Raw genomic sequence first — 14,861 nt, forward strand, 5'->3', positions numbered from 1 at the left:
CCCGACACACAAAATCAGAAGTCAGGCACCGGAGCCGGCCATGAACACCCAGGTCAGATCAGGAGAAGACAGGCACATCCCCTTTCGCAGCAGTCGGTACTTTTGCGTCGGAAATAAATGGTACTTCACGACCAGGGAGGGCTTTGACAGCGGCCCCTTCGCATCAAGGGAGCGCGCTGAAATCGGGCTGAAGCGCTTTCTTCATGTGGTCAAGCTGCTTCCGGAAGAGTCGCAGGTGCATTAGGGTCTGTTGCGGGCCTGCCACCCAAGCCGGGCCCAAATGCCTCTTCTATTGGATGAATGGCATCAGCCAGGTGTCGATTGCGAGCAGGCAAAGAAGTGCCATGACTGCAGCGACGACATCGTCCACCATGATACCCAACCCTCCTGGCAACCGTTCATCCAGCCAGTTGATTGGCCACGGTTTCAAAACATCGAACAACCTGAAAACCAGAAACGCCAGTAATACACCGTAAACGTGCTCCGGAAACAGCCCCAGAGCTATCCACATCCCTACAAACTCATCCCACACGATACCGCCATGGTCGTGCACTTTCAGATCCGCAGCAGTTTTGCCACATATCCAGATACCGGCCACAAATGCAAGTGCAACAACAAGCCAGTAAGCAGCCGGTGGCATCCATGCAAAGCAGTACCACAGTGGAATGGCGGCGAGGCTTCCCCAGGTTCCCGGCGCCCTTGGGGCTGCACCGCTGCCAAAGCCGAAAGCTAAAAGGTGCACGGGATCTTTCAGAAAACCCGGCGGCAAAATAGCCTGCGGTATATCTGGATCCGGCCACTGATCTTCCTGGTTCATGCTCTTCTCCTGAAATGGTCAAAACCTGTCGCTTCTGAGCCCGAAGCCACATCAATACCGTCGAGGCGCAAGCCTGGGGCAGGCTCAATCGCACCAACTACCGTGAAATGCTGCTTCAGCGCCTCAGGCGCAGTTGCCCAAGTTGCCTCCGGGATGGTCGCGCATAGTTCGTAATCATCGCCGGAGTTCAGCGCATAATCCACGGCTGCGTCGCCCTTCAGGCGAGCAAGCGCCAGCGACACTGGCACCTGGGCCCGCACTATATTTGCGCCTACACCGGACGATTCGAGAATATGATTGAGATCCGCAAGCAACCCATCAGAGACATCAATGGCAGCCGTAGCGAGACCTCTCAGGGCTATGCCTAATTTCAGCCTCGGTTGCGGATGATGGTATTGCTCCAACACGCACTGTTCGTCTTCCGAAGGACTGAGGGCATCAAGATAATCCAGGGCTGCCCCTGCATCGCCCAGTGTGCCAGACACTACAACCAGGTCGCCAACACTGGCTCCGGCACGCCGGATGGCCAGCCCCTGCTCCACCAAACCATGTACTTGCAGGCTCAATGCGAGTGGGCCGCGAGTTGTATCCCCTCCGGCAAGCACCAAACCGAAGGATTCGGCCGCACGACCGAGCCCGCCGGCGAAGCCCCGCAACCAGGGTTCGTCGACTTCAGGGAGTGTCAGTGCAAGGGTAAAGCAGGCAGGCTCGGCACCCATGGCGGCCAGGTCACTCGCAGCAACTGCAAGCGCCCTCCAACCAAGAAAATCCGGGCGATAGCCAATGGGAAAGTGCACACCTTCAACCAAGGTGTCGATAGAAAAAACCAGATCAGAGCCGGGAGGAATACTTTGAATTGCACAGTCGTCGCCCGGCCCCAGCAGAACAGAGCGAGAACCGTGCAGACGCGCTAACGGCATGAAATACTGCCGGATCAGCTCAAATTCACCCATCGGTTAGCGTGAGCGGGTCTCGGCAAGACGCAAACGACGGCCCAGCTTATCAAGCACACTGTTAACAAACTTGTGCCCTTCCGTGCCCCCGAATCGCTTCGCCAGCTCGATACCCTCATTGATAACGACCTTGTAGGGTACATCAACCCTGTGGCGAAGCTCATAGGCACCCACCCGCACAATGGCAAGCTCCACAGGATCCACCTCAAGTAGCGGGCGATCAAGGAACGGTTCAATCAGCTTGTCCAACTCGGCCTGTTCACGGTGAACGCCTCGCAGAACATCACGGAAATACAAGGAATCAACCTTGGTCATGTCGTTATCGACCATGAACTCCGCTTCAATATCCGTAATCGGACTCTTGGTAAAGTGGCGCTGGTAAAGCCCCTGCATTGCCAGAATCCGGGCACGGCGACGATCGCCAGCTTTTGGCTGGCCTGACGGCGCCGGGCGGGGTGTCGTACTGTCAATATCGCTCATTACTCACCCAGCTTGTTGAACAGGCTAACCATTTCCAGCGCTGTGATAGCCGCCTCGGCGCCCTTGTTACCAGCCTTGGTACCGGAACGCTCAATGGCCTGCTCGATTGAATCTACAGTCAGCACACCAAAGGTAACCGGCACGTCTGTTTCCAGACTCACTGCCCCAATGCCACTGGACGCTTCACCAGCCACATACTCAAAGTGCGGCGTACCGCCACGTATAACGGCGCCCAGTGCAATAATGGCACTGTAGCCACCAGTTTCTGCCACACGCTTGACGGCCAGTGGCATTTCATAGGCACCTGGCACCCGCACAATGGTGATGTCGCTGTCGGGAATGCCGTGGCGGCGCAAGGTGTCGATAGCACCCTCTACCAGGCTTTCCACAACAAAACTGTTAAAACGACCAACCACCAGCGCATAACGCCCAGTGCACTGGGTAAAATCACCTTCAATTACTTTGATATCCGCCATTGGTGGCTCCTTCTCGGGTTGCAGCCACTATGCTGCAACCAGGTTTATCATTCCGGGGTGTAGGGTATGTACTCAACCACTTCCAGATCAAATCCGGAAATCGCCGAGTATTTTACGGGCGGGCTAAGCAAGCGCATTTTGCTTACACCCAGATCCCGCAGAATCTGAGAGCCTGTACCCACGGTGAAATACACACCGGAGCTGCCCTTGCCAGCGGGGCCTTGCCCCTGGTCAAAGAATTCCTGGATTCGGTCTTCAAGGTTGTAGCTGTCCTCTGCACTGTTGAGCAGGACTACAACGCCGCTGCCTTCAGCGGCCACTTTCTCAAGCGCATGGTGCAACGGCCAGCTGCGGGAATCCTTGCGGCGCGCACCCAGCAAATCCCTGAGCGTGTCGGTAATATGAACTCGTACGTGCACAGGCTCATCTGCCGGAATCTCTCCGTAAATCATAGCCAAGTGCGTGGAGCCCTGAATAATATCCCGGTAAGTGCGCAGCTTGAACACACCGTACTCGGTATCGAGCAAGTTCTCTTCAATGCACTCGACCGTGCGCTCGTGCGTCGTGCGGTAGTGAATCAGGTCAGCAATGGTGCCAATCTTGAGGTTATGCTCTTCGGCAAAACGTTCAAGGTCTTCCCGACGCGCCATGGAGCCATCATCGTTCATGATTTCACAAATGACACCTGCGGGCTCACTACCTGCAAGGGCGGCCAGATCACAGGAGGCTTCCGTGTGACCTGCGCGACTAAGCACTCCGCCAGGATCAGACATCAGCGGAAAGATATGCCCGGGCTGAACCAGGTCTGACGCCTTGGCATTGCGAGCCACTGCCGCTTGAACCGTACGTGCACGGTCCGCCGCTGAAATACCGGTGGTTACGCCGGTGGCCGCTTCAATAGACAAGGTAAACTTGGTGCCGAAACCTGACGCATTCTGCTGAACCATCAATGGCAAGCCCAGCTGCTCACAACGATCCCGTGTCATAGGCATGCAGATAAGACCGCGACCAAAACGTGCCATGAAGTTGATGTCTTCGGCGGTACAGTGTTCGGCTGCCATCACCAGATCACCTTCGTTTTCCCGATCTTCATCGTCCATCAGGATAACCATCTTGCCCTGGCGGATGTCTTCTATGATTTCTTCAACGCTGTTCAGTGCCATACTGTTTTGCACCCTTTCAATGCGCCCATTGCCACTTTTCAGAAGCAGCCATGGTGCGCACCGTGAATTTAATCGCTTAGCGGCGAACCAGGATCAGACGCTGGTCTTCTCCAACCTGTCGCCTGTCTTGTACGGTCCATTCGATCTTGTCTGCCATCGTCTCAAGCGGAAGATGCGCCGTCGGTCGACCGTTGCTTCCCAGAAAAACTGGTGCCTGATAAAGCCAGAGCTCGTCTACTAGCTGTTCGTTGATAAATGTGCCTGCCAACGTCGGCCCAGCTTCAACCAACAATTCATTAATGCCCATTTCCCCCAGCGAATCCAAAAGCTCGGAGACATCAATACCATTATCCTTCCATGCGACGCCCTTCAGGCGAATTCCCAGTGCGGCAAGATCCTGCGCCGGTGCGGTTGTCAGCGTCGAAGATGCGCAAAAAACCTGAACCTTTCCGCCCCGCAAAATGGTTGCGGAGGGAGGCGTTCTGGCGTCCCTGTCTGCAATCACACGCAATGGTTGCCGCGAGGGCTCGGTAGCAGCGCCAATATCCCCGAGTTCTTCACGGCGAACGGTCAAAGAAGGGTCGTCCGCGAGCACGGTACCAACACCGGTTAGAATTGCATCGCTCTCGGCACGGAGCCGCTGTACATCGCGACGGGCTTCGCTACCGGTAATCCATTGACTCTCTCCGGACGCCATGGCAGTGCGGCCATCGAGGCTGGAAGCCATTTTAAGCCTGACCCAGGGGCGCCCCGTATTCATGCGTTTCATAAAGCCACGATTCAGGCGCGCCGCTTCTTCTGCCAGCAGCCCTACATGAACCCTGATACCGGCTTCGCGGAGCATGTCGAGCCCCCTTCCGGAGACCGACGGATTCGGATCTTGCGTGGCTGCAAACACACGGGATATGCCCGCATCAATCAGCGCTCGGGCGCAGGGCGGTGTGCGCCCAAAATGACTGCATGGCTCCAGAGTGACATAGGCTGTAGCGCCACGGGCATCCGTGCCAGCCTGGCTCAATGCCCGTGTTTCCGCATGGGCTTCGCCGGCCCGTTCATGCCAGCTCTCGCCCAAAATCCTGTCGCCACGGGCTATCACGCAGCCAACCCGAGGGTTGGGGTGCGTTGAATAGCGGCCCCGCCACGCAAGCTGCACGGCTCGAGCCATCATGGACCGGTCCCGAAGCTCCGTCATTTCTTTCTTTCCGGGGGCTGCTTGCCCACCAGGACTTTTGCAACATCAACCGCAGTTTCGCCGTTAGTTGCCGAAAGCCGCTCGATTTCTTCTTTAAATTCGTTGATATCCTGGAAGCTGCGATAAACAGAGGCAAACCTTACGTAGGCCACTTTGTCGAGCTGACGCAGCTCTGTCATCACTTCCTCACCCAACTGCATGGACTTTACCTCACGCTCGCCGGTCGCTCTCAGGCGATAGCGAATGCGATTCAGTGCAGCATCAATTTGCTCAATGCTCACCGGGCGTTTTTCCAACGCTTTCATTATTCCGGAGCGCAGCTTTTCTTCATCGAAAGGCTGACGAATACCATCCTGCTTGACCACCCGTGGCATGACCAACTCGGCGGACTCAAACGTGGTGAAGCGCTCATGGCAGGAAAGACACTCTCTGCGGCGGCGCACCTGATCACCCTCGGTCACAAGACGCGAGTCAATAACTTTGGTATCTGCTTCACCACAGAAAGGACAATGCATAACGGTACTCCGGAGAGGGACCGGGAGGTGCGATGTTTACGCACCCTGCCCGGCAGGTCTTACCAGACGTTTAGCTGTATACCGGGAAGCGCGCACACAGGGCTTCAACCTGTCCGCGAACACGGCTGCTAACAGCTTCGTCTTCCAGATTATCAAGGATATCGCAGATCCATCCTGCAAGCTCACGGCATTCAGCCACACCAAAACCACGGGTAGTGATCGCGGGCGTACCCATGCGCAGGCCAGAGGTCACAAACGGCGAGCGTGGATCGTTGGGAACCGCGTTCTTGTTGACGGTAATGTGCGCACGACCCAGGGCGGCGTCGGCATCTTTACCGGTGATGTCCTGCTTGATCAGGCTCACCAGGAACAGATGGTTCATGGTACCGCCGGAAACCACATCGTAGCCACGATCAACAAACACGTTCGCCATGGCTGACGCATTCTTGACCACTTGCTGCTGATAGGCTTTGAACTCGTCGCTCATGGCTTCTTTGAAGCAAATTGCCTTGGCGGCAATCACGTGCATCAGAGGGCCACCCTGGCCGCCCGGGAAAACAGCAGAGTTCAGCTTCTTGTGCAGAGCTTCGTCGTCGCAGGCCAGAATCAGGCCGCCACGGGGTCCACGCAAAGTTTTGTGAGTTGTGGTAGTTACCACGTGTGCGTGGGGCATCGGATCGGGATACACGCCCGCCGCAACCAGACCGGCCACATGGGCCATATCCACGAACAGGTAAGCACCAACCTTGTCAGCAATGGCGCGGAAGCGGGCGAAATCCAGTTCCTGCGAATAGGCGGAGAAGCCGGCAATGATCATCTTCGGCTTGTGCTCAACGGCCATAGCTTCCAGCTCGTCGTAATCAATCAAGCCAGTATCTGTGTTGATACCATACTGCACAGCATTGTAGATCTTGCCGGAAAAGTTAACGCTGGCGCCGTGGGTAAGATGGCCGCCATGCGCAAGACTCATACCCAGAACCGTATCACCCGGTTCAACCAACGCCATGAAAACGGCAGAGTTGGCTTGGGAACCAGAATGTGGCTGCACGTTGGCATAAGCGGCGCCGAACAGTTCCTTGGCGCGATCGATCGCCAACTGCTCAGCAATATCAACAAACTCGCAGCCACCGTAGTAGCGCTTGCCGGGATAACCCTCGGCGTATTTGTTGGTCAGATCACTACCCTGTGCTTCCATAACCCTGGGGCTGGTGTAGTTCTCTGATGCAATCAGCTCAATATGAGCCTCCTGACGCTTGCTTTCCGCCTGCATGGCGTTCCAGAGTTCGTCGTCGAAACCGGCGATCTTCATATCACGATTAAACATCGGTGCGCTGCCCCTGTGTGCTTGACTGGCCCGGAGGGTCTTGGGAATGCCTCCGGAATCCCTTAAAATTCGGGCCGCTATTCTAGCCCATTACCGGGTTGGAAATCATCCTTTATGCTGTGCGCAGATACCGTCATGCGGATATCGGCGGTTTTCCTGAAATTGCTATAGCACCCTTGTTTCGATACCTTACAAACCCAACTATTTATTCCTGTTTACAAGGTTCCATGGAGCTATAGCGAAAAACAGCGAAAAGCGCCTCCGAAACCTGCCACATCCTGTTTGAAAAGAGGGTAATGCCTTTATGGCTCAGTACGTTTACAGCATGAATCGCGTTGGCAAGGTGGTTCCGCCCAAGCGCGAAATCCTCAAGGATATTTCCCTGAGCTTCTTCCCGGGCGCCAAGATTGGCGTACTCGGCCTGAACGGTTCTGGTAAATCCACCCTCCTACGCATTATGGCGGGTGTGGACCAGGATTACATCGGTGAAGCCCGCCCCCAGCCCGGCATCAAGGTGGGCTACCTGCCTCAGGAGCCGGAACTGGACGATACCAAAACCGTGAAAGAGATTGTCGACGAGGCAGTTTCTGAAGTTCATGACGCACTTGCCGAACTGGACAAGGTTTATGCAGCCTATGCTGAGCCGGATGCGGATTTCGACGCTCTGGCCAAGAAGCAGGGCCAACTGGAAGCACTGATTCAGGCCACCGACGGCCATGACATCGAACGCAAAATGGAAGTTGCGGCAGACGCCCTGCGCCTACCCGCCTGGGACCAGCCGGTAAAGAACCTTTCGGGTGGTGAACGCCGCCGTGTGGCTCTATGCCGCTTGCTCCTCTCCGGCCCGGACATGCTGCTGCTCGACGAGCCCACCAACCACCTGGACGCAGAGTCCGTAGCCTGGCTGGAGCGCTTCCTGCACGACTATGAAGGCACTGTGGTTGCCATCACTCACGACCGCTACTTCCTTGATAACGTGGCTGGCTGGATTCTGGAACTCGACCGGGGCCAGGGCATCCCGTTTGAAGGCAACTACAGCCAGTGGCTTGAGAACAAGCAGCAGCGTTTGAGCACCGAAGCCAAACAGGAAGCCTCACATCAGAAAGCCATGAAGCAGGAACTGGAATGGGTGCGCAGCAACGCAAAAGGCCGCCAGTCCAAGAGCAAGGCCCGCCTTGCCCGCTTCGAGGAAATGAGCTCTCAGGAGTTCCAGAAGCGTAACGAAACCAACGAAATCTACATTCCACCCGGCCCCCGCTTGGGCGATAAGGTCATCGAAGTGGAAGGTATCAGTAAAGCCTTTGGTGACCGCTTGCTCTACGAAGATGTGTCCTTCACTGTGCCGCCAGGCGCTATTGTGGGCATTATCGGTGGTAACGGTGCGGGTAAATCCACCCTGTTCCGCATGATCGCCGGCCAGGACGAGCCGACCTCGGGCAGTATTACCGTGGGCGAAACGGTAAAGCTGGCCTATGTAGACCAAAGCCGCGATCTGGATGGCTCGAAAACCGTGTGGGAGCTGCTCAGTGACGGGCAGGACATGATTAAAGTAGGCAACTATGAAACCCCTTCGAGAGCCTATGCCGGCCGCTTTAACTTCAAGGGCTCGGATCAGCAGAAGCGCGTGGGCGATTTGTCGGGTGGTGAGCGTAACCGCTTGCACCTGGCCAAGCTGCTGAAGGAAGGCGGCAACGTATTGCTGCTGGACGAACCTACCAACGACCTGGATGTAGAAACCCTGCGTGCCCTGGAAGAAGCCCTGCTGAGTTTCCCTGGCTCAGCCATGGTTATTTCTCACGACCGCTGGTTCCTTGACCGTGTAGCCACGCACATTCTGGCGTTTGAGGATGATGGTGAGGTGGTGTACTTCGAGGGTAACTTCGCCGAATACGACGAAGACCACAAGAAGCGTAAAGGGGATTCCGCCATGGTGCCCCAGCGCATGAAGTACAAGAAGCTGGCCTGATGGCAAAAGCCAAAACCGCTTATGTCTGCACCGAGTGCGGTGCAGACTATTCCAAATGGCAGGGTCAGTGTACGTCCTGCCAAACCTGGAACACTGTCAGTGAAGTTCGTGGCGTTAGCAGTAATACCAAAGGCGCTCGCGGGGTTCGCTTTGAAGGTTTCGCCGGCAGCCTCTCGGCCGTCCAGAGCCTGGATGACGTTAGCCTTGCCGAGCAGGAACGCATCAGTACTGGCATGCAGGAGTTCGACCGGGTTTTAGGCGGCGGGCTTGTAGAAGGCTCTGCTGTGCTAATGGGCGGCCACCCTGGTGCCGGCAAGAGTACTCTGCTGCTTCAGGCAGTGTGTCACTTGGCCGCCAGCGTTCCGGCACTGTACGTGACCGGCGAGGAGTCCCTGCAACAGGTGGCTATGCGAGCCAAGCGCCTTGGTTTGCCCACCAAAGATTTGAAAATGCTCTCTGAGACCAGTGTCGAGCGACTGATTCAGGTGGCTGAAGCTGAGAAACCACGAATTCTGGTGGTGGACAGTATTCAGGTGATGCATGTTGCAGATATTGAATCTGCTCCCGGCTCTGTTTCTCAGGTTCGTGAAAGCGCTGCATTTCTGACCCGTTTTGCCAAGCAAACGGGCACTATTCTGTTCCTTGTGGGTCATGTTACCAAGGATGGCAGCCTGGCTGGACCCAAGGTTCTGGAGCATATGATTGACTGCTCTATCCTGCTGGAAGGTTCCAGTGACAGCCGTTACCGGACGCTGCGAGGCATCAAGAATCGTTTTGGCGCCGTGAATGAGCTGGGCGTGTTTGCCATGCTTGAGCAGGGCCTGAAGGAAGTTAAAAACCCCAGTGCGATTTTCCTGAACCGCGGTGAAGAGGCCGCGCCTGGCAGTGTGGTCATGGTGGTGTGGGAAGGCACCCGGCCGATGCTGGTGGAGATTCAGGCGTTGGTTGATATGGCTCAGGGTGGATACCCGAGGCGTGTGGCGGTTGGTCTGGATCAGAATCGCCTTGCGATGCTTCTTGCTGTTTTGCACCGGCATGGCGGCTTGCATGTATCGGATCAGGATGTATTTGTGAACGTGGTGGGTGGCGTGAAGGTGAATGAGACCAGTGCGGATTTGGCGTTGCTCGCTGCCATTGTGTCTTCGTTTCGTGATCGGGCTTTGCCGCAGGATTTGGTGATTTTTGGGGAGGTTGGGTTGTCGGGGGAGATTCGGCCGGTGCCCAGTGGTCAGGAGCGGATTAATGAGGCCGCGAAGCATGGGTTTACTCGTGCCTTGGTACCCAAAGCCAATGCGCCCCGCAAGACTATTTCGGGTATGAAGGTGATTCCAGTGACCAAGCTTAGTGAGGCTATTACAGCTCTTGAGGAGCTTTGATCTCGATCTTCGGAGTTTACGGCAGGGTTAGGCTTTACCGTCCAAAAACCGCTACGAGCACATCCATGTGCGCTTGTCTTCGGCCGTCCCTGGCCTACGACATTTTTGGACGGTAAAGCCTAACCCCGCCTGCAGACACAGATGCACCACCTCCAGATCAATCTAGTCGATCAAGTGAGCTAACTCCCTCTCAAGAAGAACCTGATCCCCCAGATTTAATTCAACAAGACGCCTCAGATGAGTCGCGCTTTCCAAATCTATGTACTGACATTTGAAGCCCAGCCTGTGGGACTCGATGTGTTTTAGCTCAACCGCCATAACAATCCCCACCTTCTCCCCGTCAAGATGAATAACCACCTCGCAGGGTTGGTTCAAGGGCACATCCCACCCTTGTGGTCGTTTAACCAGAACCCCTTTCAGGGAGATATCCAGCACCTCGGTTGTCCACAGGCTTTCGAGGGCGTGAAGTTCGCACGGGGCATCAAAGCTTATGCGGTGGAACTTCCGTTTATCAGGCGCTTTGGTGGGCAAGGGACAGCTCCTTTATTGGCTATATCATCTGAGATGACTATAGCCCGATCGGTGTCAGGCATCCAGACAGGCTCTATTTACTGAAACCGCCAAGGCGGGGGAATGGATTAACAATCCTTCCCGCTTTCCTCTTGGCATCGTGGGTCGAGGTCTGTTGCCATGGGAGCGGCATCGGGAAGGGGAACGAATTTTTCCTTTTGTTCCATGGGGGCCGCTGGTCTCTTGTAGATGCGGATCAATACATACATGGCGTACATCAGAGCCACTGCCGATTCAAATACGAAGAAGCTGAAGGGGCCGGAGGCTGCCATAAGTCCAGCTGCGAGTAGTGGTCCGAGCGTTGCGCCTATAGAGTGGATCATCAGCAGGCGCCCGGATGCAGCAACGTAGTATCTGCGTTCGAGCCGGTCGAAGGTTTCTGCAACGCTGAGCGGATAGATGCTGCTCATTACACCACCAAAAAACAGAGCCAGAATCAGCAGCTTTGCAAAGGGTACTCCTGAAGCAAGCAGGCTCAGCAATACTGCCCAGGCACCACCAACCAGGATTAGAGCAATGGACATGACTAATCGCCGGTCTAGCCTGTCGGCCAGCATGCCTATGGGTAACTGGAACACCAGGCCGCCAAGCACGACCACGCTCATGAACATGGCGGATTCAGCCACGCTCAAACCGATCCTGCGTGCGAAGACTATGCCCAAGGCGTAAAAGGAGCCGATCAACACCCCTGACACCGCCGCGCCGACCATGCCAACCGGTGATGCTGCGTAGAGAGTTTTCAGGTTGAGTGCGCGGCTTTCGCTGAGATTTGGCTCACCCAAACTCGTCGTGGCAACGGGTATTAGCGACAAAACGATGAGAGCTGCCGCCAGCATGAAGAGATCAGGCGCTGCGGGATCTGCGAGGTTAACCATTGTTTGGCCGGCAGCGATGGCCAGGTAATAAGCGAGCATATAAAAGCCGAGAACTCGCCCTCGGGTTTCGTTGCTGCTTTTGGTATTCAGCCAGCTTTCGATTGTGGCCGTTAGACCGGCTATACAGAAGCCGTTGATAATACGGAGAACGACCCATGCTGTGGGGTGGGTAAAGGCAGTGTAAGCCAGAGTGACTGCGGCTGTTAATGCAGCAAAGGCTGCAAATGCGCGAATGTGACCGATGCGAAGAATTATCCGTTTCCCGCGCAACCCCCCAAGCCCGAGGCCAAAATAGTAGGCCGCCATGATCGCCCCGATCAGGGCTATCGGGTAGCCTGCCGCTTCCATCCGGAACGGCAGAACAACACCAAGCAGGCTGTTGCCGGCAATCAGGGCGGCCGTACCGCCCAACAGGGGACGTACCGAGACAAGAATCTCGCTTACGCTTCGCACCATTGTCCGGTAGTCACCCATTGGCTCAGCTCTTTTTTAGCTGTGGTATTCCGGGCTCAATTCAACAACGGCTTCAATGAAGGCTTTGGCGTTCTCGGGCTTCACTTCAGGAGTGATACCGTGCCCAAGGTTGAAGACGTGCCCGGGGCCTGAACCATAACGACGCAGGATGTCACCCACTTCCTCGCGGATCCGTGCCGGTGAAGCGTACAGCATAGTCGGGTCCATGTTACCCTGCAGAGCAACACGGTCGCCTATACGGGCACGGGCGTCGCCGATATCCGTGGTCCAGTCCAGCCCAACAGCATCGGCTCCTGTATCTGCGATGGACTCCAGCCACTGACCACCATTTTTGGTGAACAGAATCACTGGAACGCGGCGACCATCGTGTTCACGGATCAGGTTATCCACGATCTTCTGCATGTAATTCAGCGAGAACTCTTTATAGGCCCAAGTGCTCAAGAGTCCGCCCCAGGTATCAAATATCTGAACAGCCTGGGCGCCTGCCTTAATCTGGCCATTGAGGTAATCAATTACGATATCGGCAAGCATGTCCAGCAGGCGGTGCATAACCTCAGGCTCGCTGTACATCAGTTTTTTGGCTTCGCGGAAGTCTTTGGAGGATCCGCCTTCAACCATGTAGGTTGCCAGTGTCCAGGGGCTTCCGGAGAATCCAATCAAAGGAACGCGGCCATTGAGCGCGCCACGGATGGTGGAGACTGCATTCATTACGTAGTCGAGGTCGGTTTCTGCCTTGATAGCTGGCAGGGCATCCAAGTCTGCTTTGGAGCGTATGGGGTGCTTGAACTTGGGGCCTTCACCCGTTTCAAAATACAACCCCAGGCCGAGAGCATCCGGAATGGTGAGAATATCCGAAAACAGAATCGCGGCGTCCAACGGAAAACGCTCAAGGGGCTGAAGTGTTACTTCACATGCCAGCGGCGTGTTCTTGCACAAGCTGAGGAAATCGCCAGCTTTCTCCCGGGTAGCACGATACTCGGGTAGATAGCGTCCGGCCTGGCGCATCATCCATACCGGGGTACGATCAACAGGCTGGCGCATCAAGGCGCGCAGAAAGCGGTCATTCTTCAACTCGGTCATAGGGATCCCAACGTTGTCTCTTTCAGATGGTCTTTGTAGAACGGATGCAATGATACCCCGTTTATCATAATAAAAAAGGCCGGCTTACCCTTAGTCAGCCGGCCTGTCGAGTCATGATACAGCCTTAATCAAATATCAAGATAATCCATGATGCCCTCGGCTGCCTGGCGACCTTCCCAGATTGCCGTAACCACCAGATCAGAACCCCGAACCATGTCGCCACCAGCGAATATCTTGGGATTGCTGGTCTGGAAACCAAACTCTGCCTTTTCCGGGGCGGTGACCCGGCCCGATTCGTCGATGTTAATTGCATGGTCAGCAAACCAGTCGGCCGGGCTGGGCCGGAAGCCGAAAGCCACGAGCACGGCATCGGCTGGAATGACTTCTTCGCTACCGGGAATCACTTCCGGGCGGCGACGGCCGTTTTCATCCGGTTCACCGAGCTGCGTCGATACTACTTTTACACCTTCAACCTGACCCTCACCAACAATGGCAATGGGCTGGCGATTGAACAGGAATTTTACCCCCTCTTCTTTGGCGTTGGACACCTCTCGGCGTGAGCCCGGCATATTTGCCTGGTCGCGACGATAAGCACAGGCCACACTCTCCGCCTGTTGGCGGATGGAGGTTCTGTTGCAGTCCATCGCGGTATCACCACCACCGAGTACCACCACCCTCTTGCCTTTCATATCAATGAAGTCAGCAGCATCTCTTTCGAAACCTAGACGACGATTCACATTGGAGACAAGGAAAGGCAAAGCATCGTAAACACCCGGAAGGTCTTCCCCCGGGAATCCGCCCTTCATGTAGTTATAGGTACCCATACCCATAAACACGGCATCGTAGTCATCAAGGAGTTCCTGCATCTGCACATCCTTACCCACCTCGGTGGACAAGCGGAACTCTACACCCATTTCTTCAAAAACCTGGCGCCGGCGGGCCATAACGGACTTTTCCAGTTTGAATTCGGGAATGCCAAATGTGAGCAGACCGCCGATTTCCGGGTAGATATCGAACACCACTGGCTTCACACCGTGGCGAACCAGCACATCGGCACAGCCAAGGCCTGCCGGGCCAGCGCCAATTACCGCCACCTTTTTATCCGTCCACTTGACCGCAGACATATCCGGCTTCCAGCCCAAAGCAAACGCCGTGTCGGTGATGTATTTTTCAACCGAACCAATGGTCACGGCACCGAAGCCGTCGTTGAGGGTGCAAGCACCTTCGCACAGGCGGTCTTGCGGGCAAACACGGCCGCAGACCTCGGGTAGTGAGTTAGTTTGATGACACAACTCAACCGCCTTCATGATGTTGCCTTCCGCAACCAGCTTCAGCCAATTGGGAATGTAGTTGTGAACCGGGCACTTCCACTCACAATAGGGATTGCCGCATTCCAGACACCGGTGGGACTGGGATGCTGCGCTATCTGCAGTGAACGGGTGGTAGATTTCACCAAACTCCTTTTTGCGTTTCTTCGCAGGGACTTTTTTCGGATCTGCCCGCCCTACTTCTACAAACTGAAAATCGTTACTAAGTCTTTCTTTCATGTTGGCGCTCTCATCAACTCAATTTCGACAGGGGCTGCACCACTCGGCAACCC

At 55.6% G+C, this 14,861-nt stretch carries 15 protein-coding genes; 3 read left to right on the forward strand and 12 right to left on the reverse strand.

Annotation, left to right across the window (positions count from 1 at the left end):
* Window positions 1-40: 40 nt before the first annotated feature.
* The gene (locus tag FFI61_RS16280) at window positions 41-244 is read left to right on the forward strand and encodes a DUF6316 family protein (RefSeq protein WP_200371757.1); all 204 of its coding nucleotides are present in this window, start codon (window positions 41-43) and stop codon (window positions 242-244) included.
* A gap of 45 nt (window positions 245-289) precedes the next feature.
* On the opposite strand, the gene FFI61_RS16285 is transcribed toward FFI61_RS16280, so the two are convergent.
* The 8 genes from FFI61_RS16285 to glyA form a co-directional block, all read right to left on the reverse strand.
* Complete coding sequence (locus FFI61_RS16285) at window positions 290-817, reverse strand: phosphatidylglycerophosphatase A (protein ID WP_200204825.1); 528 nt, start codon at window positions 815-817, stop codon at window positions 290-292.
* Window positions 814-1,770 carry a thiamine-phosphate kinase gene (thiL, locus tag FFI61_RS16290; protein ID WP_200371758.1) on the reverse strand — a complete coding sequence of 319 codons (957 nt, stop codon included), beginning with the start codon at window positions 1,768-1,770 and terminating at the stop codon, window positions 814-816. The genes FFI61_RS16285 and thiL overlap by 4 nt, the downstream gene beginning before the upstream one ends.
* Window positions 1,771-1,773: 3 nt before the next feature.
* Complete coding sequence (nusB, locus tag FFI61_RS16295; protein ID WP_200204827.1) at window positions 1,774-2,250, reverse strand: transcription antitermination factor NusB; 477 nt, start codon at window positions 2,248-2,250, stop codon at window positions 1,774-1,776.
* Window positions 2,250-2,726: a 6,7-dimethyl-8-ribityllumazine synthase gene (gene ribE / locus FFI61_RS16300; RefSeq protein ID WP_200204828.1), complete on the reverse strand. Its 477-nt coding sequence runs from the start codon at window positions 2,724-2,726 to the stop codon at window positions 2,250-2,252. Before ribE ends, nusB begins: the two co-directional genes overlap by 1 nt.
* 47 nt (window positions 2,727-2,773) lie before the next feature.
* A complete protein-coding gene (gene ribBA, locus FFI61_RS16305) occupies window positions 2,774-3,889 on the reverse strand; it encodes a bifunctional 3,4-dihydroxy-2-butanone-4-phosphate synthase/GTP cyclohydrolase II (protein ID WP_200204829.1) in 1,116 nt (371 codons plus the stop codon).
* A 76-nt stretch (window positions 3,890-3,965) separates the two neighbouring features.
* On the reverse strand, window positions 3,966-5,081 hold the full coding sequence (ribD, locus tag FFI61_RS16310; protein WP_200204830.1) for a bifunctional diaminohydroxyphosphoribosylaminopyrimidine deaminase/5-amino-6-(5-phosphoribosylamino)uracil reductase RibD: 1,116 nt from the start codon (window positions 5,079-5,081) through the stop codon (window positions 3,966-3,968).
* Complete coding sequence (nrdR, locus tag FFI61_RS16315) at window positions 5,078-5,596, reverse strand: transcriptional regulator NrdR (protein ID WP_200204831.1); 519 nt, start codon at window positions 5,594-5,596, stop codon at window positions 5,078-5,080. Before nrdR ends, ribD begins: the two co-directional genes overlap by 4 nt.
* 70 nt (window positions 5,597-5,666) lie before the next feature.
* Window positions 5,667-6,920, reverse strand: coding sequence for a serine hydroxymethyltransferase (glyA, locus tag FFI61_RS16320; RefSeq protein ID WP_200204832.1), 1,254 nt, complete (start codon window positions 6,918-6,920; stop codon window positions 5,667-5,669).
* A 304-nt stretch (window positions 6,921-7,224) separates the two neighbouring features.
* On the opposite strand from glyA, the gene ettA reads away from it, so the two are divergent.
* Complete coding sequence (ettA, locus tag FFI61_RS16325; protein ID WP_200371759.1) at window positions 7,225-8,886, forward strand: energy-dependent translational throttle protein EttA; 1,662 nt, start codon at window positions 7,225-7,227, stop codon at window positions 8,884-8,886.
* The gene (gene radA / locus FFI61_RS16330) at window positions 8,886-10,262 is read left to right on the forward strand and encodes a DNA repair protein RadA (protein WP_200371760.1); all 1,377 of its coding nucleotides are present in this window, start codon (window positions 8,886-8,888) and stop codon (window positions 10,260-10,262) included. The genes ettA and radA overlap by 1 nt, the downstream gene beginning before the upstream one ends.
* A gap of 162 nt (window positions 10,263-10,424) precedes the next feature.
* Here the strand turns inward: radA and FFI61_RS16335 are convergent, their stop codons facing one another.
* The 4 genes from FFI61_RS16335 to FFI61_RS16350 form a co-directional block, all read right to left on the reverse strand.
* Window positions 10,425-10,793, reverse strand: coding sequence for a PilZ domain-containing protein (locus FFI61_RS16335; RefSeq protein ID WP_200371761.1), 369 nt, complete (start codon window positions 10,791-10,793; stop codon window positions 10,425-10,427).
* 107 nt (window positions 10,794-10,900) lie between these two features.
* A complete protein-coding gene (locus FFI61_RS16340) occupies window positions 10,901-12,181 on the reverse strand; it encodes an MFS transporter (protein ID WP_200371762.1) in 1,281 nt (426 codons plus the stop codon).
* Between the two features lie 15 nt (window positions 12,182-12,196).
* On the reverse strand, window positions 12,197-13,261 hold the full coding sequence (gene hemE / locus FFI61_RS16345; RefSeq protein ID WP_200204838.1) for a uroporphyrinogen decarboxylase: 1,065 nt from the start codon (window positions 13,259-13,261) through the stop codon (window positions 12,197-12,199).
* 128 nt (window positions 13,262-13,389) lie between these two features.
* On the reverse strand, window positions 13,390-14,808 hold the full coding sequence (locus FFI61_RS16350; protein ID WP_200204839.1) for an FAD-dependent oxidoreductase: 1,419 nt from the start codon (window positions 14,806-14,808) through the stop codon (window positions 13,390-13,392).
* Window positions 14,809-14,861 lie beyond the last annotated feature (53 nt).

Source organism: Marinobacter sp. DY40_1A1 (assembly GCF_016597815.1).
In the GTDB taxonomy this organism is placed as follows: domain Bacteria; phylum Pseudomonadota; class Gammaproteobacteria; order Pseudomonadales; family Oleiphilaceae; genus Marinobacter; species Marinobacter xiaoshiensis.